This is a genomic window from Carnobacterium mobile DSM 4848, from assembly GCF_000744825.1.
GTDB lineage: Bacteria > Bacillota > Bacilli > Lactobacillales > Carnobacteriaceae > Carnobacterium_A > Carnobacterium_A mobile.
The window spans coordinates 2,377,917-2,403,878 of record NZ_JQMR01000001.1; the positions used below are offsets into that span (position 1 = coordinate 2,377,917).

At 38.0% G+C, this 25,962-nt stretch carries 17 protein-coding genes; 13 read left to right on the forward strand and 4 right to left on the reverse strand.

Features of this window, described 5'->3' with window-relative positions; translation table 11 throughout:
* Window positions 1-41: 41 nt before the first annotated feature.
* From BR87_RS11290 to BR87_RS11320, 7 genes are all read left to right on the forward strand, one after another.
* Window positions 42-1,193 (forward strand): glucose-1-phosphate adenylyltransferase, encoded by a 1,152-nt coding sequence (locus tag BR87_RS11290; protein ID WP_035032262.1) that lies wholly within the window; start codon window positions 42-44, stop codon window positions 1,191-1,193.
* Window positions 1,180-2,349: a glucose-1-phosphate adenylyltransferase subunit GlgD gene (gene glgD, locus BR87_RS11295; protein WP_035032264.1), complete on the forward strand. Its 1,170-nt coding sequence runs from the start codon at window positions 1,180-1,182 to the stop codon at window positions 2,347-2,349. Before BR87_RS11290 ends, glgD begins: the two co-directional genes overlap by 14 nt.
* A 5-nt stretch (window positions 2,350-2,354) precedes the next feature.
* The gene (gene glgA, locus BR87_RS11300; protein WP_035032265.1) at window positions 2,355-3,788 is read left to right on the forward strand and encodes a glycogen synthase GlgA; all 1,434 of its coding nucleotides are present in this window, start codon (window positions 2,355-2,357) and stop codon (window positions 3,786-3,788) included.
* Window positions 3,789-3,941: 153 nt separating this feature from the next.
* Window positions 3,942-6,377, forward strand: coding sequence for a glycogen/starch/alpha-glucan phosphorylase (locus BR87_RS11305; protein ID WP_051929852.1), 2,436 nt, complete (start codon window positions 3,942-3,944; stop codon window positions 6,375-6,377).
* Between the two features lie 33 nt (window positions 6,378-6,410).
* Window positions 6,411-8,270 (forward strand): glycoside hydrolase family 13 protein, encoded by a 1,860-nt coding sequence (locus BR87_RS11310; RefSeq protein ID WP_051929854.1) that lies wholly within the window; start codon window positions 6,411-6,413, stop codon window positions 8,268-8,270.
* A gap of 504 nt (window positions 8,271-8,774) precedes the next feature.
* Window positions 8,775-10,052, forward strand: a complete 1,278-nt coding sequence (locus tag BR87_RS11315) for an NCS2 family permease (RefSeq protein WP_035032268.1) — start codon at window positions 8,775-8,777, stop codon at window positions 10,050-10,052.
* 312 nt (window positions 10,053-10,364) lie between these two features.
* Complete coding sequence (locus tag BR87_RS11320) at window positions 10,365-12,041, forward strand: peptide ABC transporter substrate-binding protein (RefSeq protein ID WP_035032271.1); 1,677 nt, start codon at window positions 10,365-10,367, stop codon at window positions 12,039-12,041.
* 122 nt (window positions 12,042-12,163) lie between these two features.
* Here BR87_RS11320 and BR87_RS11325 read toward each other — a convergent pair whose 3' ends face one another.
* Entirely contained in the window at window positions 12,164-12,529 is a 366-nt protein-coding gene (locus tag BR87_RS11325) for a DUF4828 domain-containing protein (RefSeq protein WP_035032274.1), read from the reverse strand.
* 291 nt (window positions 12,530-12,820) lie between these two features.
* On the opposite strand from BR87_RS11325, the gene BR87_RS11330 reads away from it, so the two are divergent.
* Window positions 12,821-14,173 (forward strand): aspartate kinase, encoded by a 1,353-nt coding sequence (locus BR87_RS11330; RefSeq protein WP_035032278.1) that lies wholly within the window; start codon window positions 12,821-12,823, stop codon window positions 14,171-14,173.
* A gap of 329 nt (window positions 14,174-14,502) precedes the next feature.
* On the opposite strand, the gene BR87_RS11335 is transcribed toward BR87_RS11330, so the two are convergent.
* Window positions 14,503-16,413 carry a heavy metal translocating P-type ATPase gene (locus BR87_RS11335; protein ID WP_035032282.1) on the reverse strand — a complete coding sequence of 637 codons (1,911 nt, stop codon included), beginning with the start codon at window positions 16,411-16,413 and terminating at the stop codon, window positions 14,503-14,505.
* Window positions 16,414-17,061: 648 nt separating this feature from the next.
* Between BR87_RS11335 and BR87_RS11340 the strand changes: the two genes are divergently transcribed.
* The 4 genes from BR87_RS11340 to BR87_RS11355 all read left to right on the forward strand — a co-directional run bounded on the left by BR87_RS11340 (window position 17,062) and on the right by BR87_RS11355 (window position 21,557).
* A complete protein-coding gene (locus tag BR87_RS11340; RefSeq protein ID WP_035032285.1) occupies window positions 17,062-18,126 on the forward strand; it encodes a DUF871 domain-containing protein in 1,065 nt (354 codons plus the stop codon).
* A gap of 16 nt (window positions 18,127-18,142) precedes the next feature.
* A complete protein-coding gene (gene murQ, locus BR87_RS11345; RefSeq protein WP_035032288.1) occupies window positions 18,143-19,030 on the forward strand; it encodes an N-acetylmuramic acid 6-phosphate etherase in 888 nt (295 codons plus the stop codon).
* Between the two features lie 35 nt (window positions 19,031-19,065).
* Window positions 19,066-20,538 carry a PTS transporter subunit EIIC gene (locus tag BR87_RS11350; protein WP_035032291.1) on the forward strand — a complete coding sequence of 491 codons (1,473 nt, stop codon included), beginning with the start codon at window positions 19,066-19,068 and terminating at the stop codon, window positions 20,536-20,538.
* Window positions 20,539-20,660: 122 nt separating this feature from the next.
* Window positions 20,661-21,557 carry a MurR/RpiR family transcriptional regulator gene (locus BR87_RS11355; protein WP_051929858.1) on the forward strand — a complete coding sequence of 299 codons (897 nt, stop codon included), beginning with the start codon at window positions 20,661-20,663 and terminating at the stop codon, window positions 21,555-21,557.
* 661 nt (window positions 21,558-22,218) lie between these two features.
* Here BR87_RS11355 and BR87_RS11360 read toward each other — a convergent pair.
* Both BR87_RS11360 and BR87_RS11365 read right to left on the reverse strand, forming a co-directional pair.
* On the reverse strand, window positions 22,219-23,043 hold the full coding sequence (locus BR87_RS11360; RefSeq protein WP_035032294.1) for an undecaprenyl-diphosphate phosphatase: 825 nt from the start codon (window positions 23,041-23,043) through the stop codon (window positions 22,219-22,221).
* A gap of 147 nt (window positions 23,044-23,190) precedes the next feature.
* Window positions 23,191-24,171, reverse strand: a complete 981-nt coding sequence (locus tag BR87_RS11365) for a YeiH family protein (RefSeq protein ID WP_035032296.1) — start codon at window positions 24,169-24,171, stop codon at window positions 23,191-23,193.
* A 165-nt stretch (window positions 24,172-24,336) separates the two neighbouring features.
* On the opposite strand from BR87_RS11365, the gene BR87_RS11370 reads away from it, so the two are divergent.
* Window positions 24,337-25,893, forward strand: coding sequence for a ClC family H(+)/Cl(-) exchange transporter (locus BR87_RS11370; RefSeq protein ID WP_035032299.1), 1,557 nt, complete (start codon window positions 24,337-24,339; stop codon window positions 25,891-25,893).
* The last annotated feature ends 69 nt before the right edge of the window (window positions 25,894-25,962 follow it).

Below are 25,962 nucleotides of genomic sequence, written 5' to 3' on the forward strand. Positions count from 1 at the left end.
GGGGAGAGGAAGAATAGATACGCTCTATTCTTCCAGGTGCTATGAAAAATATAGAAACGTTAGCGATGATTTTAGCAGGAGGACAAGGTTCACGGCTAGGAAAATTAACTAAAGAGATCGCAAAACCGGCTGTACCCTTCGGTGGAAAATACCGAATCATTGATTTTGCTTTAAGCAATTGTGTGAATTCAGGAATTAAAAATGTTGGAGTTGTCACTCAATACCAGCCAAGAGAATTAAACAGCCATGTCGGCAATGGAGCTGCTTGGGGTCTCAATATCCATAATGGCGGGGCAACGATTTTACAACCTTATTCAAGTATTGAAGGTGAAAAGTGGTTTAAAGGGACAGCCAATGCCATTTATCAAAATATTGACTTTATTGATCGGCATAATCCTGAGTATGTATTGGTTCTTTCAGGAGACCATATTTATAAAATGGATTACCAAGAAATGCTAGAATTCCATAAAGCTAAGAAAGCAGCTTTGACTGTTGGGGTAATACCTGTGCCGATTGAAGAAGCTCCTCGTTTTGGAATTATGAATACCGACCAAACGGGCAGAATCATTGAGTTTGAAGAAAAACCGAAAGAACCTAAAAGCAATCTAGCATCAATGGGTGTCTACATTTTTAATTGGTCGTTGTTAAAAAAATATTTGGTAGACGATCAAGCAAAAAATCGTGTATTAGAAGACTTCGGCCAACATGTTATTCCAGCTTACTTAGGAAATGGCGAGAATGTGTTTGCTTATGCATTCAGAGACTACTGGAAAGATGTGGGAACCATTGAAAGTTTATGGGAAGCCAATATGGAATTTTTAGATCCAACGCATGCCTTGAATATCCGAAATTCCGATTGGCGGATTTATTCACAAAATCCATCAGCACCGCCACAATTTTTAACGGCTACATCGAAAGTTTCAAATGCGATGATAGTGGACGGCTGCTATGTGGCAGGCGAAGTAAACCATTCTATTTTGTCTCATAATGTAAAAATTGGAAAAGGTTCTACTGTAAAAGACAGCATCATCATGGCAGACGTCACAATCGGTGAAAATGTTACGATCGAACATGCCATTGTAGGAGAACACGCTAAAATCCATGATGGCGCTCAGCTGATCGGTCAAGAAAAAGAAATTGCCGTTGTTGGGTACAGTGAAGAGATTGGAGGACTAAAAGATGAAGAAGCATAAAATAGGAGCTATTTTAAATTTAAATGAGGATGGAAAAAAGTTAGCGCCATTAACAGATACGCGGCCGATCGCTTCTTTGCCATTTGGCTGTCGTTACCGTTTGATTGATTTTCCGTTTACTAGTCTGCACAGCGCTTCAATCGAATCGGCAGCTTATTTCCTTACAGGGAATGGCCGCTCGTTGCATGACCATATCCGCAGCGGCGCATCTTGGGGATTAGATTCTTCTATTGGTGGAGGTTTGTTCCCTTATACTGAAACGGATGTCCGTCAGACTAGCGAAGTTGAAGAGCCAGGTCAATTAAGTAATTTTTACCATAATCAAATTCACTATGTTGTCCGCTCAAAATCAGAATACGTTGTTGTAATGGGAAGCAAAATGCTTTGCAATATCGACCTTCCTGCGCTTTTACGGTACCACCAAGAAAAAGAAGCAGATGTGACGATCATGTATAAAAATATGCCGAAATCCACTTATTTGGCAAATGAAGCGGCAACTTATTTTACTTTTGATAAAGAAGAGCAAGATAAAATTACTGCCATTACTACTTTCGAACAACTGCCGCTAGATGCTGAAACTGTCGCATTAAGTATGAATATTGCCATTATGAGTTCTGAAAAATTTATTGAATTAGCTACACAAGCAGGCAAAAAAAATGAAAATGGAGATACGCTCCTTTTAATCAAAGACCATCTAAATGAAAATAAGGTATACGGTTATGAATATACCGGATATTTAAAAGATATCGATGATATTCAAAGTTATTTTGAAGCCAATATGGATATGTTGGTTGAAGCAAATTACAATGCTTTATTCAACCGTGGAGATTCCATTATTACAAAAGTTAAGAACGGAGCACCGACTTTTTATTCAAAAGATGCCAAAGTCAGCAATGCTCAATTTGCCAGCGATTGTTTTATCGAAGGAGAAGTTAAAAACTCGCTTATTTTCCGAAAAGTAACGATTGGCAAAAATGCTCAAGTCCATCATTCTATTGTGATGCAAGGCACTCAGATAGGGGAAGGCGCTGTTTTAGAATACGTGATACTCGATAAGGGAGTAAGAATTGGTGCCGGAGTCCATTTGAAAGGAACGGCTGATGAGGTAATGGTGATCAAAAAAAATAGTGTGATTGAATCTAAGAAAGGAGTTTAAGCTTAATGGCACTAAAAGTATTATTTGCAGCAGCTGAATGTGCTCCCTTCTTTAAAACAGGCGGATTGGGTGATGTAGCGGGAGCTTTGCCGAAAGAATTAAAAAAACAAGGAATCGATGTTCGAGTTGTACTGCCTTTTCATACAACGATGGCCCAAGAATACCAAGAGCAATTGGAAGATGTCGTGCAGTTTGAAGTGAAAGTAGGTTGGCGTAACCAATTTTGCGGATTAAAAAAACTCGTCAAAGATGATGTAACGTATTATTTTATTGATAATCTGTATTATTTTGATCGTCCGAGCCTCTACGGTTTTGATGATGACGGCGAGCGTTTTGCTTTCTTCTCACAAGCCGTCTGTGAAATGATGGAGAAAATCGATTTTATTCCAGAAGTGCTCCATGTAAATGACTGGCATACAGCGATCGTTCCAGTTTTATTGAAAGATAAATACCAATGGATCAAAGCCTATCAAGGAATTAAAACCATGTTGACGATCCATAATCTGCAGTTTCAAGGGATTTATGGACAACTGGTTTTATCCGATTGGTATGGCATCGGCTATAACACGTTTCATGAAGAAGGTCTAAAATATTATGAAGACGTCAACACCTTAAAAGGCGGTATTTTCTTTGCAGATCAGGTAACAACAGTGAGTCCGACTTATGCTGCAGAAATCCAGACAGCAGCTTTTGGGGAAAATCTAGAGGGCGTTTTACGGCAAAATAATTACAAATTAAGCGGCATCTTAAATGGAATCGATTATGAAGTATTCGATCCGCAAACCGATAAAAAAATACAAGGTCATTTTTCGCTTGATGATTTAAGCGGAAAAGCAGTTGATAAAGCCTTGTTGCAAAAACGAGTCGGTTTACCGGTTGAGCCCAATGTCCCTGTGATGTCGATGGTCAGTCGCTTGACTGCTCAAAAAGGGTGTCATTTATTACAAGAAAAAATGGAAGAACTGATGCAGCGTGATGTGCAAGTTTTGATCTTAGGAACTGGCGAATTAGAATACGAAGACAGCTTTCGTTATTTTACTGCGCGTTACCCTGATAAATTCAAAGCGGTCATTGACTTTGACGTTACTTTAGCACAACAAATTTATGCAGGCAGCGACTTGTTTATTATGCCTTCCGCTTTTGAACCCTGTGGTCTTTCACAACTCTATTCACTTCGTTACGGCACATTACCGATCGTACATGAAACAGGCGGGTTGAAAGATACAGTCATTCCTTACAATGCTTTTACAGGAGAAGGGACAGGGTTTAGCTTCTATGACTACCGTGGAGAAGTGATGTTGGAAACAATCGATCAAGCGCTGACCGTTTATTACGATGAGCCTAAAGTATGGCAGTCGCTGGTCAAGCAAGCTATGCGGGAAGACAACAGTTGGGAAAAATCAGCAGCAGTCTATATAGAACATTACCAATCTTTGTAAAAAAGACCAGATTAAAGGAAGCAGTAAGCAATTAAAATGCTCTAATTCAATGAACAGGTGTTGGAACAAATCTGACTCTATTCAGAATTGGAGCTCTCTTTGTTTTATCATACGAAAAACCAGTAAGATTGTTGAAAGAAAAGGAGAATTTTTATGACATTGACCATTGAGCAATTTAAAGAAGAATTTAGTCAAACTTTTGAAGGTTTATATGCTTTTGATCTCGCGCAATCTTCTCCTATCCAGCAGTATACGGCACTAGGAAACTTTTTGAAATTCTATAGTTCAGACAATTGGAACAATACCAACCAAGAATATTTAGACAAGCAAGTGAAGCAAGTCTATTATTTTTCAATGGAATTTTTGCCTGGACGCATGTTGAAAAGCAATTTACTTAATTTGGGAATTTTAGATACAGTTCGATCTGGATTGAAAGAAATGGGGTTGGAGTTTGAAGAAATTGTACAAGCTGAAGTAGATCCAGCATTAGGGAACGGAGGATTAGGACGTTTAGCTTCTTGCTTTATGGATTCGATTGCTTCATTAGGTATTCCGGGAAACGGAAACGGTATTCGTTACCGATATGGGTTGTTTCAACAAAAATTTGTTGACGGGTATCAAGTTGAATTGCCGGAGAACTGGTTGAGAAATGGAAATGTATGGGAAGTGCGAAAAGAGAATAAAGCTGTTCTCGTACGTTTTGGCGGCCAAATCAGCTTGGTGAAAGGAGCTGCCGGCAATCTCAAACCTGTCTATACGCAAACACAAAATATATTAGCCGTTCCTTATGACACCGGCATGATCGGGTACCAGAATGATGTCATCAATAATCTGCGTTTATGGTCAGCGGAGATACCGCCCGAAGAAGAAATTCATTATCATACGATTGCAGAAAGAGAACAAGTAAACCAAATCACCGAAGTTTTGTATCCCGATGATTCAAATTATGAAGGACAAGTACTGCGTTTGCGGCAAGAATATTTTTTCACTTCAGCTGGTATACAAAGTATTGTCCGCTATTACAAACAAAGCGGATTAGCGTGGCAGCATTTTCCTGATAAAATCGCCGTTCACATCAACGATACACATCCCGCTTTGTGTATCCCTGAATTGATGAGAATTTTGCTGGATGAAGAAAACTTGAGCTGGGAACAAGCTTGGGAAATTACCAAAAAAACAATGAGTTATACCAATCACACCATTTTGCAAGAGGCGATGGAAAAATGGCCGGTACAAATGGTTCAAGATTTATTACCACGTATTTACCAAATTATCGAAGAAATCAATCACCGCCATATTGAAAAAAAACTGCTTTCCTATACACCAGAGCTAACTTATCGAACGGCGATTATTGCAGATGGATATGTGAAGATGGCGAACTTGGCCATTATTGGAAGCCACAGTATTAATGGAGTTGCGCAACTGCACACTGAAATACTGATGCAAGATACACTAAAGGATTTTTACCAAATGTATCCGGCTAAATTTAATAATAAAACAAATGGCATTACGCAAAGACGGTGGCTGCATTTAGCGAACGAAGGGCTGACAGAATTGATTGATGAGAAGATCGGCACTACTTGGAAGACTAGCCCTTCTGAATTGAAACTGTTTAAAGCTTTTGTCAATGATTCAGCTACGCTGGATAGATTAGCGGAAATAAAACTAGCCAACAAAAAAACTTTGGCAGCTTATATAAAACAAAAATTCAATATGCAATTGGATCCTACGGCTTTATTCGATGTGCAAATTAAACGGCTGCACGCTTATAAACGACAACTATTAAATGCATTGCATATTTTAGACCGGTACTTGCAAATCAAAGATAATCCAGAAGCAGCTATTCAGCCCCGTGTCTTTATTTTTGGAGCAAAAGCAGCACCGAGTTACGTCTATGCTAAGCAAATCATTAAACTAATCAATGCCATTGCTGATTTGGTCAACCATGACCCAGTTGTCGGTGACAAACTTAAAGTAGTCTTTGTTGAAAATTATGGCGTCTCATTAGCTGAACTGATTATTCCAGCTGCCGAGGTCAGCGAACAAATTTCGCTGGCAGGAAAAGAAGCATCTGGAACAAGCAATATGAAGTTGATGCTCAATGGTGCTTTGACGGTTGCAACTTTAGATGGTGCTAACGTTGAAATACGCGACTTTGTCGGAGAAGAAAACATGTTTTTATTTGGCTTGAATGATCAGGAAGTGTACGCTTTTTATGAAAATGGCTCCTACCATTCACGTGAAATTTATGAAAACAATCCAAGGTTGCATCGCATTCTTGATACATTGATCGATGGCACAATTCCGAATATTGAAACAGAAGGACGCGTTATTTTTGATTCGCTGGTTTATTACAATGATGAATACTTTGTCCTGAAAGACTTCGATAGTTATGTCGCAGCTCAAGAAAAAGTTGATCAATTGTATCAAGATGCAAGAAGCTGGAACCAAAAATCGTTATTAAACATTGCTAGTTCTGGTCCTTTTTCAGCAGATTTCACTATTAAACGGTATGCTGAAGAAATTTGGAAAACTTCTTTTTTTACACCAGGAGCGTATCAAAAAATACATTTGACTGAACCCATTTAACTTGTTCAAATGGGTAGTAAGGAAGGTTTTATAGTGGGGAAAATAAAGTATAATTCATGGATAAGTGAATACAAACAACCTTTTGGAGCGGTTGAAACAGGAACTGAAGTAAGGTTTCAATTGGATTGTCAAGTACCAGAAGTACAAGCGGTTTTTTTGATGATTCATAAAGACTTCGGCAAAGACTTTCAAGTGGAGATGAGCATGGTCCATCCGACACGTTATCAGGCTACCTTTAAATTAACGGAAGATAGCGGACTGTATTTTTACCATTTTAAAATTCAGTACCGATTAGATGACAAAAATGAAACCCTCTACTATGGAAATAATGAGGCTTGTTTAGGCGGACCAGGAGCCGTTTATTATGCAGTTGAAGAGATAAAAGAATACCAATTAACCAGTTATTTATATGATGACCCTGCACCTGACTGGTATCAAAAAGGAGTAGCTTATCAAATATTTGTTGACCGCTTTTATAACGGAAACGCTAGTGGATTGGTTTCTTCTCCCAAAAAGAATTCTTTTCTCTATGCTTCGCCTGATGATAGACCGATGTATATTAAAGATGAGGCAGGAGACATTATCCGTTGGGAATTTTTTGGAGGTAATTTAAAGGGAGTGATCAAAAAACTCTCTTATTTAGCAGATCTAGGCATTACGATTCTCTATCTAAATCCAATTTTTGAAGCTCGCAGCAATCACAAATACGATACGGGAAATTTTTTAAAAATCGATCCGATGTTTGGCAATGAAGACATTTTTAAAGAACTGATAGAGAAAGCAAATGAGTTCGGCATTCACATTATTTTAGACGGTGTGTTCAATCACGTGGGAGCAGATAGTCGTTATTTTAACCGATATGGAAATTATGAGGACATAGGAGCCTATCAGTCACCGACTAGTCGCTATGCTGATTGGTTTACCTTTGATCATTTTCCAGATGAGTATGAATCTTGGTGGGGCATTAAAGATTTACCTAAATTAAATAAAGAAAACCCTAAAGTACAAGAATTCATCTATGCAGCGGATGATAGTGTGGTTCAGAAGTGGTCAAAAATGGGAATAGGCGGCTGGCGTATCGATGTTGCGGATGAAATCAGCGATTTGTTTTTAACGGGTATTCGTACGGCGTTGGAGCAAACAGTTGCTGAGCCGGTACTGATTGGAGAAGTCTGGGAAGACGCTTCTAATAAAATGGCATACGGTGAACGACGGCATTACATTGAAGGTGGAAGTTTACACGGTGTTATGAACTATCCCTTCAGAAAAACGATCATTGATTTTTTAAATCAAACAATTTCTGCTAAAGAAGCTGCCTCACAAGCTATGCAGTTAAAAGAAAACTACCCGCCAGAAGTGTTAAAAAATAATCTTAATAATATTGGCTCGCATGATACAGTTAGAATTTTAACAGCTTTGCAATTGGATAAGCTGAAATTGCAACAAGCGTTAACCTTATTGTTTGTCTTACCAGGAGTGCCTTGTCTTTATTATGGAGATGAGGCCGGTGTAGAAGGCGGCGATGATCCTGATAACCGAGGGATGTTTCCTTGGGGCCTTGAGAACCAAACGCTGCTGACTTTTATACGAGAAAGAATTGCCTTAAGAAAAAGTGTACGCGCTTTGCAAGATGGGGAGCTTTTTGCCTTTTCAACTGAACAGATTCTAGGTTTAGTACGCTACTTATCAGAAGAAGAGTATGTGCTCATTTTGATAAACAGTACCGCTGATGAAAAGATTTTTGAAGCAGAAAATGCAATTTCTTACTCTTCTTTTAAGTTGCAGCATTTTTTAGAAAAAGGCAATTTAACGTTCTTGAACATCCCCGCTCAAGGCGTGCGAATCATAGAAAAATGTCCTTCTTCAACTACTCAGAATGAAAATTGCGAATAGCTGCGATTAGACACATAAGGAAATGTATTAATAAAAAAAAGGTTAAAGAGCATAAACTGCTTTTTAACCTTTTTTTTAGGTTCTATTATTTTTAATGTTGGTAAGAAGAATGAATCTATTCCACAAGTTGAAATTTTCGGAGGAATAGCAGCTGCTTGCAGCCATGTAAAGGATTCAATGCGAATTACGAAGCGGTTAAGCTTCGTTTGAGGCTTGAAAGGCTGGAGACATGAAAGGCTCCAGTCGTTCCCATGGCTCTTGCAAGCAGATGCGTAAATTCCGGAGGAAATTTCATTATTAAGCATTACCAACACGATTGATAAAAGAACCTTTTTAAAAAAATAAAGGGTATATTTTTAGATGAGAAACTGGTATAATGACCAGTTGGGGCATGTAAAGAAAGAGACACTTTCTTTTATGCTACTTTGAAGCAATTATTAGTGGCCCATGACTCCGCATTACTATTCTTACTTAAGTGAGAATAATAAAAAAGGAGAAGATAGTGTGGATTTTTTCAAATTAAAAGAAAATGGAACAAGTGTTAAACAAGAAATGATGGCCGGGTTTACATCTTTTTTTGCGATTTCCTATATCATTATAGTAAACCCTTTAATTTTAGCAGATGCCGGTATTTCCCAGCAACTAAGTGTTTTTGCTACTATTTTAGTTTCAGCTGTCGGCAGCATTTTAATGGGAGTTTGGGCTAAGGCACCTTTAGTTATGACACCTGGTATGGGTGTAAATGCTTTTTTTACGTATACGATCGTTGGATCAATGGGGCTTTCTTGGCAAGAAGCATTGGCGGTAGTTTTAGTATCAAGTTTAATTTTTATTGCTATTAGTTATACCAATCTTAGTACAACATTAGTAGAGGCTATTCCCAGTTCTTTAAAACAAGGAATTACTGCTGGAATTGGGTTGTTTTTAGTTATTATCGGGTTAGAGAATGGCGGCCTGATTGTAGATGGCGGAGATAATTCTTTTATTGTGCTAGGCGATCTAACCAATCCGTTGACTCTTTTAGCCTTATTTGGAATCGTTTTATCGGGTGTGTTATATATTCGGAAAATTCGAGGCAGTTTTTTTATTGGTATCGTGGTAGTAACGATTTTATCATTGATTTTAGGTTTCCATTCACCTGGAACTTCTTCCTTTTCATTGAAAAATGTAACGGAATATACTGCTTTGATTGGTGCTTTTGATTTTTCTACTATGTTTAGTGTTCCTTTTATTTTAGCTGTCTTTTCATTAACTATGATTCTGATTTTTGAATCCATTGGGTTATTAGAAGGTTTACTGGAAGATAAGAGTCGCTTTAAAAATGCTTTTCGTGTCAGCGGCGTGATGACACTCGTTTCTGGTTTGTTCGGAACAAGCCCAACAGTAACCGCTGCTGAAAGTGCTTCAGGGATTAAAGAAGGAGGAAAGACGGGTTTAACAGCAGTAGTTGCTGGAAGTTTGTTTTTCTTATCACTCATTTTTACCCCTTTGTTAGCTTATATTCCTAACGCAGCTTTAGCGCCTGTTATCGTTATTACGGGTGCGATTATGATGGAAAGCCTGCAACATATCCCATTCGAAGATTTTAGCGAATGGCTGCCAGCCTTCCTGATAGTCGTAATGATTCCTTTGACCTCCAGCATTGTCGATGGTTTAGCGTTTGGTTTTGTCGCTTATCCTATTTTTAAGCTGGCAAAGGGTGAGTTGAATACAGTGAAAAAAGAAATGCACGTCGTTTCATTTTTGTTTTTATTAACCATGATCGCAATCGCCGTACTTTAAAAATAACGTGTGATAGAAACTGTGACTGTTTCTTTAGAATAGGTTTTAGTGTAAAAATTTAAAGATGCAAAAAGGGTGGGACGCTATTGTCTTCACCTTTTTTTTCTCGATTTTAATCATTGTTCATCTTTTCTAAGTTCATGATTTGCTTTTTATAGGATATAGGTCAAATTTTCAGATTAAATAATGAATAAAAAGCCAAAAGAGGTTGCTTTATGTTAATATTATGTGTATATTATTAAGAAGTTCTCATTTTATTGAAATGGAATTCTCATTTAAAACGAAAAACAGGGGAAAAGGGGATTGAAAGAGATGAAAAAGAAATGGTGGTACTCAAGTGCAGTTTTGCTGGCAGCTGGTTTATTGACAGCTTGCGGCAATAATGGAGAAACAGATGCAGCATCAAGTTCAAAAGACACGAAAGATAAAAAATTAGCAGATGAACAAGTATTAAATTTAGTTGAAATTGCGGAATTGCCAACTGGGGATACAGCATTGGCTACTGATACGGTCAGCTTTACAGTTTTTAACCAAGTCAATGAAGGTCTGTATCGATTGGATAAAGACAGCCAGCCTATTCCAGCTCTTGCGTCTGAAGAAGCAACAGTCAGTGAAGATGGATTAGAATATACATTCAAATTACACGAAGATGCCAAATGGTCGAATGGCGACCCTGTAACGGCAAAAGATTTTGTCTATGCATGGCAACGAGTGGTAGACCCTGATACAGCTGCTTCTTATGCTTACTTGTTTGATGGGATCAAAAATGCTGCAGCGATCATGGAAGGCGAAGCTGAGCCGGATACACTTGGAGTGGAAGCTGTAAGTGATTATGAATTTAAAGTGACCATGGAAAAACCTGTTCCTTACTTTATCTCATTAATGGCTTTTCCAACATTCTTTCCCCAAAACCAAGAATTTGTAGAAGAACAAGGCGATCGGTATGGTACTTCTGCAGACACCATGATTTTCAACGGACCATTTACATTTAGTAATTGGGATGGAACGAATTTAAACTGGACCTATGAAAAGAACGAAGGTTACTGGGATGTTGAAAATGTGATCCTCGATGAAATCAATGTAGAAGTGATTAAAGAAACTGCTACAGCTTTGAATTTATATGATTCAGGACAATTAGATCGTGTGAATTTAACCGGAGAATTTGCTAAACAATTTCAAGGAAATGAAGATTACGTCGTCGAAACGGAAGCAAGATCTTCTTACTTGCAGTTCAACCAAGAACGTGGCGGTAAGAAAACCGACTTAGCTAATGAAAACTTGCGTAAAGCCCTTGCTGTTTCTTATGATCATGAATTGTTGGTCAATGAAATTTTGGCAAACGGTTCTCAAGAATTAGGGGGATTAGTTCCTGCTGATTTAGCCGTAAATCCGACAACCGGTAAAGACTTCCGTGAAGAATCTGGCGATTTCCTAGCTTACGATAAAGAAGCAGCTGCTGATTATTGGGAAAAAGCAAAAGCTGAACTAGGCGTTGACAGTCTTGAGTTAGAATTGCTTGGTGACGACGATGAATCCAACAAAAAAATCGCTGCTTATATGAAAGACCAGATTGAAACCAACTTACCAGGCATAACGATAAAAGCTAAAAATGTGCCATTTAAAGTGCGTTTAGAATTACAAACGAAACAAGACTATGATTTTGTTTTAGGCGGTTGGGGAGCAGACTTTGCTGATCCAGTAAACTTCATTGATTTACTGATGGCTGACAGTCCGTATAACCGTTCTGGGTATAAAAATGAAGAGTTTGATAAATTAGTAAACTTATCTAAAGATGAAAATGCAACAGATGTTGATGCGCGTTGGCAAAATCTGTTAGATGCAGAAAAAATTCTATTAGATGAAGCAGGTGTAGCTCCATTGTTCCAAAGAGCAGCTGCTACCTTGCAAAAACCGTATGTTAAAGAAATTTATAATCATCAAGTAGGAGCCAAATACACGTATAAAAATGCGTATATTGAAGCCCACTAAGGTAAATTTCTAAGCGTTAAAAAAGAAAACCCATTATCTTAAGCAAATTTTGCTTAGAATAATGGGTTTCTTATTTCTGTCGGACCTTCAAGCTCAGGAGACTAAAAAAACAAAAGAATGTATCAATCTATTTGCTTGATAAGCCGGTAATTCTTTTCATCTGCTTCATCGAATAAATTTAAAGAGTCAGGAGATAACTTAGTTACAATTAATTCATAGCCGAAATGATCTTTAAAAATGAGTTCGTCTTCTTTGATAGAAACTAAATTGCCATTCATTAGTTGATCATTTAAGTAGATCTGCTGGTTTTCATCAAAATAGATAGACATCGGAATCAAAGGATCGGGCTCAAGCACATCCCAACTGCCCATAAAAAAGTCTAAAGGGTCTTTTTTACTTGTTTTTTTGCTATTGTTTTTAAACGATATAAATAATTTGCCTAAAACAGTAAATAAAATGAAGATTTTTAGAATAACTTTTCGTTGCATTATAGCTGTCTCCTTTTAAATTTATGTATGTAGTAATCCTGTTGTAAAAGTAAATATAAAATCTGTAAGCCTTATTTTTATTATACCGTTATTCTAAATAGATATATACAGACTAAAGTTGCATTTTGATGACAGAATGAAGTTGATTTGGTTACTACCTTTATTAAAGAAAAATTTAGAGAGAGAGAAGAATCAGTTGAAAAAAAGAGATTTTTATGAAAAACTTGCTTATTTTCATAAAAAAAGCGAAAATAGAAAAAGCAGTTAACCTGAAAAAAGGAAGTGAATAAGATGAACGTGGTGAAGTTTGGCGGAAGCTCTCTTGCTTCAGGAAGCCAGTTGAAAAAAGTACTCCAAATCATTAAAGAGGATCCAGCTCGAAAAGTTGTTGTTGTTTCAGCTCCTGGAAAGCGTTCATCTGAGGATGATAAAGTAACGGACCTCTTAATTTCGTTAGGCACAGCCGTTTTAAATAATGATGAGTATCTAGGATTTCTGCAACGTGTTATGGCCCGTTATATCAGCATAGCTGAAGAGTTAAACTTGGGTGAAGAGATCATTAAAGAGATTCACATGGATCTGCTTGCCTTAGTTGCCGGAAATAAACAAAAGCCAGATTACTATTTAGATGCATTTAAAGCCAGTGGGGAAAACAACAATGCGAAATTAGTTGCAGCTTACTTCAATCAAGAAGGCCTGCCGGCTCGTTACATCAATCCACAAGAAGCTGGATTATTGGTAACAGATGAGCCTGGAAATGCGCGCGTGTTATCAGAATCCTATGAAAACTTATACCAATTGCGTCAAATTGATGAGGTTATCGTTTTTCCAGGATTTTTCGGGTATACCAAGACTGGAGAAGTCTGTACGTTTTCTCGCGGCGGATCCGATATTACGGGGGCTATTTTAGCAAATGGCACCCGAGCTGCGTTATACGAAAACTTTACAGATGTTGATGCAATTTACGCCGCGAATCCTAACGTAGTGGAAAACCCTAAGAGGATTAAGGAACTAACTTACCGTGAAATGCGAGAACTCTCTTATGCCGGTTTTACTGTATTGCATGATGAAGCTTTGCATCCTGCATTCAAACAAGGCATCCCTGTACAGATTAAGAATACAAACAATCCCGCAGCTCCTGGAACGAGTATTTTAAAAGAACGCCATTCAGCTGATCAAGGGGTTGTAGGTATTGCTAGTTCTAACGGCTTTTGCAGTATTTATATTGAAAAATATTTGATGAACCGCGAAGTGGGATTTGGACGGCGTGTTTTAGAAATATTAGAAGATCAAGAAGTCAGCTATGAACATATGCCTTCTGGAATTGATGATCTAACCATTATTTTAAGAGACCATCAGTTAACCGAAGAAGGCGAAGCGCATTTGCTAAATCGCTTAAAAAGCGAGCTGCAGGCGGATAGTGTTGTGATTGAACATGATATAGCTCTGATTATGATCGTTGGCGAAGGGATGCGGCAAAAAATCGGTACCATGTCTAAAGCAGCCACAGCTTTCGCTGAAAGCAAAATCAATATTGATATGATCAACCAAGGTGCTTCAGAAGTCAGTGTAATGTTTGGAATTGGAGCCGAACAAGAAGATCTAGCCATTCAATCTTTATATCAAGCTTTTTTCGAGAAATAACCCAATGAACCAAAAAGTATCTCTGACAGCGGACTGTTGGAGATACTTTTTTTATTTGGTTCTATTATTTTTAGTGTTGGTAAGAAGAATGAGTCTATTCCACAACTTGAAATTTTCGGAGGAATAGCGGCTCCTTGCAGCCATGTAAAGGATTCAATGCGAATTACGAAGCGGTTAGGCTTCGTTTGAGGCTTGAAAGGCTGGAGACATGTAAGGCTCCAGTCGTTCCCATGGCTCTTGCAAGCAGACGCGTAAATTCCGGAGGAAATTTCATTATTAAGCATTACCAACACGATTTGATAAAGAACCTTTTATTTATAGCGAGAGTGTTACCTATCAAGATTTTTTGCAGTTGGATCAATTGAAGCTGACGGGCTTCGAAGCAGCCTTAAGCCATTGAGAATAACTAAAATGGTACTTCCTTCATGTCCGACAACACCTAAAGGTAAATTGATAACTTGGAAAAGGTTGCTGAAAATCAAAAGGATGATGACACTAATAGCAAAAACAATATTTTGCAACGTAATTTTTTTTAAGCGGTTAGACAATTGGTGACTATAAGACAATTGCGCAAGTTCATTTTTCATCAAAACAACATCTGCCACATCGATTGCAATATCTGTACCTGCCCCCATCGCAATACCGATTGAAGCATTCGCAAGCGCAGGAGCGTCATTGATCCCATCTCCAACCATTGCAATCGTTCCGTATTGCTCTTTTAACTGCTTGATAATTTGAGCCTTTTCGTCTGGTAAACAATTGGCTTTCACTTCGTCGATCTCTAACTGTTTTCCGATTGCTTCTCCAGTTGCCATATGATCACCAGTCAACATAATAGTATAAACGCCTTGAGATTTGAAATAGCGGATCATTTCTTTAGCCTCTTTTTTTGGAATATCTTGCAGTCCAAAATAAGCAACGAGTTGATCGTTTCGGCTAACGTAAATAACTGTTTTTCCTTCTTTTTGGATTTTTTCAGCATCCGTGCTAAAAGTTGCAGTTTCAGTAGATTTCACTACATATTCTTTTTTTCCAATTTTCCATTGGCTTCCAAAGGCTGTTCCTGATAACCCATATCCAGTTAAATCATTCACATCTTCCATCATAAATGATGGATGGCCTTGATCTTCAAAAGCTAGTACGATTGCTTTAGCTATCGGGTGAGTAGACATTTTTTCTAAAGCTGTACAAACCATCTGAATCTTTTTTTCATCTTCTCCAGCTTTAAAAAAAGCATCTGTCATAACAAGTTTTCCTGAAGTCAATGTTCCAGTTTTATCAAAGGCAATCGCTTTAATAAGACCAAAATTTTCAAGATATGCACCGCCTTTGAATAAGATCCCTTTTTTTGCTCCATTAGAAATAGCAGAAAGTGTTGCTGGAACAGCAGAAGCAACTAAAGCGCAAGGTGAAGCAACAGTTAATAAAACCATTCCTCTATAAAAGGATTCATTCCAACTCCACTGCAGAATAAAATAAAAGAAGGCAATCATAACCGGGACAGAAATAAGAACGATAGCAACATATTTATTTTCGATTTTTTCAATCATAGTGGCTGTTTTTGAAGGAGTACTTTGCGCTTCGTCGACCATTCTGAGGATTTTAGCAAAAAGAGTATCCGAACTGTCTTTGGCAACTTGCATAGTAAAAGCTTCAGCTAAATTGATGGTTCCGCCAATCACTTCATCTCCTGCTATTTTCTCTATTGGAAGAGTTTCGCCTGAAACGGCCGATTCGTCGATCAATCCATTCCCTGTTAAAATAACTCCGTCAATTGGTATGCTGGCTCCTTTTGGAACGAGTAATTTATCGCCAATTTTTAATGAATTGGTTGGTACTTCTATTATGGCATCCTCTTTTTGAATCAATAGCGCATTTTCAGGCGTCAAATTCATCAAACCGGTGATTGCTTTCGTGCTTTTATTGGTAGCATATACTTCAAGCGAACCGCTAAGCGAAAAAATAAAAATCAATAAAGCTCCTTCCATCCAGTACCCAATAAGAGAAGCTCCGACAGCAGCTAAAATCATTAAAATATCGACATTCAGTTTTTTATTTTCGACAGTATCTTTCAGGCCTTCTTTAGCTTGATAAAATCCGCCAATAATAAAGGATAAAATATAAAATAGAGGTGCAATACGAACATAAGTATGTAACGATAAAAAGATACCTAAAATAATTAAACATCCGCTTAAAATGGTTGCCATCATCGGTTTGTTTTCTTTAAATAAAGTTTTCATTTCTCTCAGCTCCTTTTCAAATCAACCGTTAAGTGGTTCTTGTCTTTATAATAACACACTTATTTATTAAATGATAATGATTATTAAGAAACAACCAATTTTATTTAACTGAAAAATAAAAACGATTAAGAAAACTGAAGAACTCAATTTTCTTAATCGTTTAATAGCCATTAATGCAAATGCCCGGTTTGGTTCCAAGAGTCTAATGAGAAAGACTTGTTTTGGTAATGCAAGACTGAAATACTGGTATTTTCTAAAGGCGTCTGAGAACGAATAGCTTAAAGTTCTTTCCTTAACAAAGAGGAAAGGGTCGCTGTTGTTGTAATGCTATGACCTACGAATAATAAATCCTGATCTGGAAACTGCTTGATCGTCTCCTTCTTTAAAATATAATTTCATTTTATCATAGAAAAATTCTGGTTCATAGAAATGAATGCGCTTGTTTTCTTAGAGTACAGCAGAATTGCGGCTCTATAAAGGAACCTTTAAAATAGTTAGCAGCCTTTTTTTTCTTATTAAATAAAGAGTTTTTTTGATTCGAAGGTAAGTGGATAGGAAAGGTAATTTTAAAAAAATAACTTGAAATAATATTTCAAGATGGTATAATGTGTTTATCAGATAAAAACGATTACATGGAGGAGGGATTTTGTGTTAGGTACTTCAGTCTTTCTTGGAGAAGATCTTAACGAAGAACTGCGAGAAAGTCTAGTTTCAATGAAAAAACACGGATTTACAGGGATTTTTTCATCTTTACATATCCCGGAAGATGACAGCTCGCATTACTTGAGACGACTAACGACATTAGGAAAGTGGGCCAAGGAACTAGAAATGGAAGTCATGGTAGATATTTCAGGTTCTGCATTAACAAAAATTGGGTTATCCTTTGAAAAGCCACAGGAAATTTTAGCCACCGGGATAACAGGGCTCAGAATAGACTATGGCATCAGCAATGAAGTTGTTGCGGAATTGTCCCATGTTATGAAAGTTTCTTTGAATGCCAGTACCATTACAGATAAAGATGTAGCTGAATTAACCAGTGCCGGGGCGCATTTTGAACATTTGGAGGCGTGGCACAATTATTATCCTAGACCTGAAACAGGATTAGGTAAAGTAGATTTTATCAAAAAAAATAAATGGTTGCAGCAACTAGGGTTTCGTGTAATGGCTTTTGTTCCTGGAGACAATGAACTAAGAGGTCCGCTCTTTGAAGGCTTGCCCACACTTGAAAAACATCGTTATGAACATCCGTTAGCTGCTGCTATTGAATTATTCACTGATTGCTTAATTGAAGACGTTTACATTGGCGATCCCGGTTTAAAGAAGAAAACCCAACAGCAGTTTGCGTCCTATTTTGAAAAAAATCAATTGCTGTTATTTGCTGAACCAGAACAGCAATCAGCTTATGCTCAGTCAGTAATGGGAGTACATCAAAACCGATGGGATGCGGCGCGAGACGTTATCCGCAGTGCCGCTGCACGGTTCAAAGAAATAGGAGATATTATTCCTGAATCTCCTTTGTCCCGAACAAAAGGCAGTATCACGCTGGATAATCAATTATATGGACGCTACATGGGGGAAACTCAAATTTGCTTAACTGATTTGCCTCCAGATAAAAAAGTAAATGTAGTTGCTCGAATCATTTCAGAAGATCGTTCGTTGTTGGAATGGTGCAAAGCCGGCCAGCCGTTCGAAATTCAAGTAAATAAAAAGTAAAAGAGGAGTTTATCAAATGAATTTAGAAAAATTAGCTACAGAAACAAGGAACCAACAAACGATGCACCTAGATGAGTTATCAGTAACAGAAATGATGCAAGTTATGAACCAAGAAGATCAAACGGTTGCAGCTAAAGTAGCAGCTGAAATTCCACAAATTACTAAAGTAGTAGAAGCTATTATAAAATCATTTAATCAAGAAGGACGTTTAATCTATATGGGTGCCGGAACAAGCGGCCGCTTAGGTGTACTGGATGCAGCTGAATGTGTGCCGACTTTCAGTGTAGATCCCAGTATGGTACAAGGGTTGATTGCAGGCGGAATGAAAGCGATGACAGTAGCTGTGGAAGGTGCTGAAGATTCAAAAGAACTTGGCGAAACAGATTTGAAAGCGATTGAATTAACGGATAAAGACATTGTAGTTGGAATTGCAGCCAGTGGTCGTACGCCTTATGTAATTGGTGGCTTAGAGTATGCTAAAAAAGTTGGAGCTGCGACTGCTACAATAGCATGTAATAAAAACGCTGAAATCAGCCAATACGCAGCACTTCCAATTGAGGTGGAAGTAGGTCCAGAAATATTAACAGGATCGACACGGTTGAAATCAGGTACAGCGCAAAAATTAGTTTTAAATATGTTATCTACTGGCTCAATGATCGGTATTGGGAAAGTTTATCAAAACTTAATGGTTGATGTAAAACCATCAAATAAAAAGTTGGAAGAACGGTCAAAACGCATCATTATGGAGGCAACAGATTGTTCTTATGAAGAAGCAAGCAAAGCCTTTGAACAGGCAGAACAGCAAGTGAAATTAGCTATCGTGATGATATTGACTCACTCATCTAAAGAAGATGCAGCCAAAAAATTGACCGAAGCAAAAGGCTTTATCCGTAAAACTATTTAGCGAGATGAAAAGATAAAAATTAGGAGGTTGTAAAAATGGCTGAAACAAAAGAACAGCGCTTAGCGAGAGAAATCTATGCACAAGTAGGCGGTATGGGAAATGTCAATAAAGTTATTCATTGTATGACACGGGTACGAATGGACATCAAAGATCCTGCAGCAGTTGATATAGTAGGATTAAAGAAAATTGATGGAGTATTGGGCGTAGTTGAAGAAGAAACCCTTCAAGTTGTTTTAGGCCCTGGTATTGTAAACAAAGTAGCAAAAGAAATGGTGAAAATGGCTGGAGTAGGGCTTGGAGAAACCATACCTGTCCCAGCCGCCGCAGCGACAGGCGGATCAACGAGCGGTCGTGAAGAAGCTGAGAGAAGAGCGGCCATAACAAAAGCCGATCAAAAGAAAAAAAATAATACTCCCTTTAAGCGTGCTTTAAAATCGATCGCCAATATCTTTGTTCCTTTGATTCCTGCGTTTGTAGGAGCCGGTATTATTGGCGGGATCGCATCAGTTTTACAAAATATGCTTACAGCCGGAACATTAAGCGGAGAATCTTGGGTCACAATTGTTCTGGTATTAAATATTATTAAAAATGGATTGTTTGGCTTTTTAAATATTTATGTTGGGATCAACGCAGCTAAGGTCTTTGGAGCTACTGAAGGGTTAGGTGGTGTTGTAGCCGGTATTGTTTACCTAAGTGGTATGACTCCTGAAATGCCCTTGCCAAATATCTTTACCGGTGGGGACTTAGCAGCTGGGCAAGGCGGAATCATCGGTGTAGTTTTTGCTGTCTTCCTATTGTCTATTGTTGAAAAAGCTTTACGTAAAGTAGTACCTGACGCTATTGACGTTATTGTAACACCGACTATTTCATTGTTGCTTATCGGACTAGTGACGATTTTCTTGATTATGCCGATTGCAGGCGTGATCTCTTCAAGTTTAGTAGGAGCTATCACTTGGGTCTTAAATGTTGGCGGAGCATTTGCCGGTTTTATTCTTGGACTGTTCTTCTTGCCAATGGTGATGTTTGGATTGCATCAAGTCTTGACTCCAATCCATATTGAAATGATTGCGTCACAAGGCATGACTTTGCTGTTACCTATTTTAGCTATGGCAGGCGGCGGACAAGTTGGTGCATCTTTAGCGCTTTGGGTAAAATGCCGTAAAAATAAACAATTAACCAATATGATCAAAGGTTCATTGCCAGTTGGGATCTTAGGAATCGGCGAACCCTTGATTTACGCGGTTACTTTGCCATTAGGTCGTCCCTTTATCACAGCTTGTATTGGTGGTGGTATCGGTGGAGCAGTCATTGGAGGCATTGGCGGTATTGGTGCTACTGCAATCGGGCCTTCAGGTGTTGCCTTGATTCCATTGATCTTCGGTCATATGTGGTGGGGGTATGTGTTAGGGTTATTAGCTGCTTATGCCGGTGGGTTTATTGTCACTTACTTCTTTGGCGTACCAAAAGAAGCTATGGAACCGACTGAATTGCCTTCAACTGAAGAATAATCTCCCTAGAGGATTGACCTAATCGAAAGAAATACTGTAAAATAAGTAAATTGAATGATCAATAGGCCTCTAAATCTATTCATTTAGAGGCCTATTATTTTTAGCTGAAAAGGAGTTTGTCTATGCAAAGCAATCTATTATTTTTGATTCAAGAACAAATGAATGGTTTGCCCGAATCTGAGAAAAAAATCGCTGCGACTATTTTAGCAGACCCAGCGGCAGTTATCCAAATGAATGCCACTAGTTTGGCCTTAAAGGCTGGTTCCAGTTCTGCAGCAGTTATTCGCTTTTGCCACTCGATCGGTTTAGCTGGATTTACTCAATTGAAATTAAACTTATCGGCTGATTCTCATAGCATTCAAGAAAAACTTTATAGTGAGATTCAACCGAATGAAGAATTAGAACAAATCAAAAAGAAATTTTTACTGCAGACACACCATGTATTTAAAGAAACCAATCAAAGCTTGTCTTCTAAGCGTGTAGCAGAAGCAACAGCATGGATTAACGAAAGTACGGTGATTTATACTTATGGAGTAGGAGCCTCTCATTTAGTAGCATTGGACTTGCAGCAAAAGTTCAGCAGAATAGGAAAATCCGTTACTTGCTCACAGGATCAGCATTTATTGGCTACTTCCATGTCTGTCGCTACTAAAGATGCAGTTTTCTTTGCCGTTTCCAATAGCGGAGAAAAACAAGAAGTGATCGCTTTAATGAGAATAGCGAAGGATTTGGGAATAAGAACTATTTCACTGACAAAAGAATCGGATAATACATTAAGCCGATTGGCAGATATTTCTTTGGAAACAGCGAATACACATGAAGCGCCTTTAAGAAGCGGAGCAACAGCTTCTTTATTGGCTCAAATGTATGCTGTTGATTTATTGTTTTATGATTTTGCTACAAAATACTATCAAAGAACAATCGAAAACTTAGAAAAATCAAAAAGCGCCATCCGAAAATTAACCCAATATTTAGAACAGGATGCGGAGCGCTCTCGTCCAGCTCAGACAGAAAATTAGGGAAATTCCCGCAAAAGGCTGCAAGCCTTGAGGACAATTTTATCTATTTTCCGAAGAGCTAGAGCGCGCAGCTCAACTAAGAACAGGATGCGGAGTGACCCTGGTAGGCACACAGCAATTTTAGGGATTTCCCAGCAAGAGCAACCCGCGCATTGCTGGAAATCATCTAAATTGCCAAGTGACTGGGTCACGCAGCTCAACTAAGAACAGGATGCGGAGTGACCCTGGTAGGCACACAGCAATTTTAGGGATTTCCCAGCAAGAGCAACCCGCGCATTGCTGGAAATCATCTAAATTGCCAAGTGACTAGGTCACGCAGCTCAACTAAGAACAGGATGCGGAGTGACCCTGGTAGGCACACAGCAATTTTAGGGATTTCCCAGCAAGAGCAACCCGCGCATTGCTGGAAATCATCTAAATTGCCAAGTGACTGGGTCACGCAGCTCAACTAGACAGGATGCGGAGAACGCTGAACAGGCGTGACAGAAAAATAGAGAAATACCACAAGAGGCCAAAAAGCCTCGAGGATATTTCATCTTTTTTCCGAATGCTTAGCGTTTACAGCTCAACTAAGAACAGGATGCGGAGTGACCCGGGCAAATATTCTACTTAAAAAAGTAAAAAGAGGTTGTCTTTGTGAATCAAAGACAACCTCTTTTTCTTAACCAAATAATGCAAAATATCCTAATACGAGAACTCCTAAGATAATTCGGTACCAACCGAAAGCCTTAAAGTCGTTGTTTTTGATGTAACCCATCAAGAACTTGATAGCTAGAACAGAAACAACAAAAGCCACTAACATACCGGTCAGTAATATAGCCGTTTCCATGCCGGTGAAATGAAATCCGAATTTCACTAATTTTAAGGCGCTGGCTCCGAACATGACAGGAATAGATAAAAAGAAAGAATATTCAGCTGCAATGTAGCGAGAAGAGCCTAATAAAATAGCACCTAGAATAGTTGCACCAGAACGAGATGTACCTGGAATCAACGATAACACTTGGAACATCCCAATTAAAAAGGCTGTTTTATAAGTCAAATCCTGGAACGTCTGTATGTATCCATTACGCCCTTTATTACGGTTCTCAATGACAATAAATAAAATACCATAAATAATCAACGTAACTGCAACCGTTACATAATTATATAAGTGGTCATTTAACCAATCGTCAAATAATAATCCTAAAACAGCTGCAGGCAAAACACCTACAATAACTTTATACCAAATAGACATTGTTTCTTGTTTTTCGGCAGCTGACTTTTTAGGTGAAAAAGGATTTAGTCTATGGAAATAGAGGAGGACTACTGCAAGAATTGCTCCTAATTGAATGACAACAAAAAACATTTCTTTAAACGCTGGTGAAGCATCCAATTGAATAAATTCCTCTACTAAAATCATATGGCCCGTACTGCTGATTGGAAGCCATTCTGTGATACCTTCAACGATTCCTAAAAAAACCGCTTTTAATAATTCGATAAAAACCATGCTGTGCTCCTTCCATTTGTTTCATTCTATTCAAACACAAAGTCAAGTATACCGAAATTTCCATAAACTGCCAAACAAATAAGGGATTCTTTTAAAAAAATTTACCATTTTCCTTTATCGATTCTTATGATAACTGAAAAACTGAAATTAGAGTTGACCCTGTAAAAGTTGTACCAATAAACTGCTGGCAGCTACAAAGAACCAAGTAATCAAGCCCAACAAGATTGGTTTAGGGCCGGTTTTTATCATTTCTTTAAAGTTAGCCGTTAAACCGATTGCGCCTAAAGCCATAGCAATCATGAAGAGCGAAGCAGTTTTTGTCATAGCAATAAAGCCAGCGGGTAAAACACCTGTGCTGCTAATCATAGAAGCGACTAAAAACCATAAAATAAACCAAGGGAAAATTTGTTTAATGGACACTTTTTCACTGGATTGTTTTTTCTTATAAATCTGGATACCAGCAATCAGCAATGAAACAGGAATGATCAGTGTAGCACGAGTTAATTTAACAATTGTAGCATAGTCTCCGGCAGCTTCACTGTAACTATAACCAGCAGCCACAACGGAAGAAGTATCATTTATGGCTGTTCCAGCCCATAAACCGAACCCTGCATCACTAAGGTGTAAAAGGTGCCCCAAAAATGGAAAAAGAAAGACAGCAATTACATTAAATAAGAAAATAGTGGAAATAGAAAGTGCAACTTCATCTTCTTCTGCTTCAATAATAGGAGAAACAGCAGCAATAGCTGAACCACCACAAATAGCCGTTCCAACACCAACTAAAATTTTAAGATTAGAAGGGATTTTTAACCATTTTCCCACTAAAAAAGCAATAAAAAAAGCGACAGAGATAGTAATAAGAGTGACTCCGAGAGAAGAGATCCCTGTTTGTCCAATATCCTGGATATTTAAACTAAAGCCAAGCAAGATAATCGACCATTGCAGTACTTTTTTTGCAGCAAGTTTTATTCCTGGTTGAAAATCAGCTCCGACACCAATAGTATTTTTAAGTAATAAACCAATAATGATAGCAAAAACAGCACCGCCGATAATAGGGAAGAAATTTCCCAAGACTGTAGCAATGACTGCAATTAAACCAGTTAAAATAAGTCCTTTTATTTTGTTCATACTAAATAAATAACTCCTTTCTTTATCTCTTAATACTATAGCATAACCTATAAGATTAAATGGATAAAAAAATAATGGGGAAAAAATACAATCAGATTGCTCTTGAAAATGTAAAGAATAAATAATACTCTAAAATAAGTAGCAAGTATAGAAAGGATCAAATAAATGAAAATAAACAAACAATATAGATTATGGGATGATACACGGATCATTCTGATGGGAAAGGGAATCTTAGTTGGTTTGCTGGCAGGCTTTATAGTTAGCTTATTCAGATTGGCCATCGGTCTGATATTAAAACAGGTTAAAATAATATATCTATTCTTAACACAACAACCACAGTGGTTGATTGGCTGGATTCTACTGTCTGTTGTGCTAGCTATTTTTCTTGGTCATCTGATTCATTCAGAACCCAATATTAAGGGCAGTGGCATCCCGCAAGTTGAAGGACAATTACAGGGAACAGTTGAATTACATTGGTGGCCTGTATTATGGAAAAAATTTATCGGTGGCATATTAGCCATTGGATCCGGTTTATTTCTTGGCAGAGAAGGCCCGTCAATACAACTGGGCGCTATGACAGGGCAAGGAGTAAACCAACTGTTTAAAGGCAAGCGAATGGATGAAAAAATATTGCTTTCAAGTGGAGCAAGTGCCGGATTGTCTGCGGCATTCAATGCTCCATTAGCTGGCTTGCTATTTGTTTTAGAAGAAGTACATCATAATTTTTCTCCTTTAATCGGGTTAACGTCACTAGCATCTGCCGTGACAGCTAATTTTGTTTCTTTAAATTTTTTCGGATTAAAACCAATTTTAGATATAGGAAGCCTTACCCCTTTGCCACTTAGCGAGTACGGCCACCTGCTGGTATTAGGATTTTTATTAGGTTTGTTTGGGTTGATGTATCAAAAAGTTTTATTGCTATTGCCGCGTTTATATGGAAAGATACCTTGCTTATCTGCTAAATATTACAGTATTGTCCCTTTTTTATTAATTATTCCTATTGGTCTTTTTGCGCCTGATTTACTTGGCGGGGGCAATGAATTGATTATTCAGTTAGGGTTATTTTCTCCAACTATCGGTATATTAGCAAGTTTGTTTATCTTGCGGTTTATTTTTTCAATGGTTTCTTATGGCAGTCAACTGCCAGGCGGTATCTTTTTACCAATTCTTACATTAGGTGCAATTTTAGGCTCCTTATACGGGAACTTGGCTGTTGAATTTGTCGGTATGGATCCTATTTATATCAGCAGCTTTATTGTTTTATCAATGGCTGGTTATTTTACAGCTATTGGAAAAGCCCCTTTAACGGCTATTATTCTAGTGACCGAAATGGTGGGAAGTTTGAATCAGTTAATGCCTTTAGCCGTGGTATCATTGGTGTCTTATACCATCGCCGACTTAACAGGAGCAAAACCAATCTATGAAGCTTTATTGGAACGTTTAGTTGGAAAAGACAGATATGTCCTTAAAGGCAGGAAAGAAATAATTGAAGTAACTGTTCAAGCAGAAAGTATTTTAGACGGTGGGATGATTCGTGATTTTAAATGGCCTAAAGAAGCGTTGTTAACTTCTATCCGCCGTGGCGAAAGCGAGATCATTACTCACGGGGATACAGTAATGCATTTAGGAGATACCTTGATTATTCTAACAGATGAAGGAGTAGCACAAAAAGTTCGTGAACAAATTAAAGAGATGAGCGAGCATAAAGATAAACGAATTTAAAGAAAAAACTGAATGGAGTAAAGGTTTTCGTTTGTCTTCAAAAATAGGAGCTTTTATGTTACTATAATA

Bases quoted from the DNA above. Each gene is read 5' to 3' on its own strand.
- BR87_RS11290 (WP_035032262.1), top strand. From the start codon at position 42: ATGAAAAATATAGAAACGTTAGCGATGATTTTAGCAGGAGGACAAGGT.
- glgD (WP_035032264.1), top strand. From the start codon at position 1,180: ATGAAGAAGCATAAAATAGGAGCTATTTTAAATTTAAATGAGGATGGA.
- glgA (WP_035032265.1), top strand. From the start codon at position 2,355: ATGGCACTAAAAGTATTATTTGCAGCAGCTGAATGTGCTCCCTTCTTT.
- BR87_RS11305 (WP_051929852.1), top strand. From the start codon at position 3,942: ATGACATTGACCATTGAGCAATTTAAAGAAGAATTTAGTCAAACTTTT.
- BR87_RS11320 (WP_035032271.1), top strand. From the start codon at position 10,365: ATGAAAAAGAAATGGTGGTACTCAAGTGCAGTTTTGCTGGCAGCTGGT.
- BR87_RS11325 (WP_035032274.1), bottom strand. From the start codon at position 12,529: ATGCAACGAAAAGTTATTCTAAAAATCTTCATTTTATTTACTGTTTTA.
- BR87_RS11330 (WP_035032278.1), top strand. From the start codon at position 12,821: ATGAACGTGGTGAAGTTTGGCGGAAGCTCTCTTGCTTCAGGAAGCCAG.
- BR87_RS11335 (WP_035032282.1), bottom strand. From the start codon at position 16,413: ATGAAAACTTTATTTAAAGAAAACAAACCGATGATGGCAACCATTTTA.
- murQ (WP_035032288.1), top strand. From the start codon at position 18,143: ATGAATTTAGAAAAATTAGCTACAGAAACAAGGAACCAACAAACGATG.
- BR87_RS11350 (WP_035032291.1), top strand. From the start codon at position 19,066: ATGGCTGAAACAAAAGAACAGCGCTTAGCGAGAGAAATCTATGCACAA.
- BR87_RS11355 (WP_051929858.1), top strand. From the start codon at position 20,661: ATGCAAAGCAATCTATTATTTTTGATTCAAGAACAAATGAATGGTTTG.
- BR87_RS11360 (WP_035032294.1), bottom strand. From the start codon at position 23,043: ATGGTTTTTATCGAATTATTAAAAGCGGTTTTTTTAGGAATCGTTGAA.
- BR87_RS11365 (WP_035032296.1), bottom strand. From the start codon at position 24,171: ATGAACAAAATAAAAGGACTTATTTTAACTGGTTTAATTGCAGTCATT.
- BR87_RS11370 (WP_035032299.1), top strand. From the start codon at position 24,337: ATGAAAATAAACAAACAATATAGATTATGGGATGATACACGGATCATT.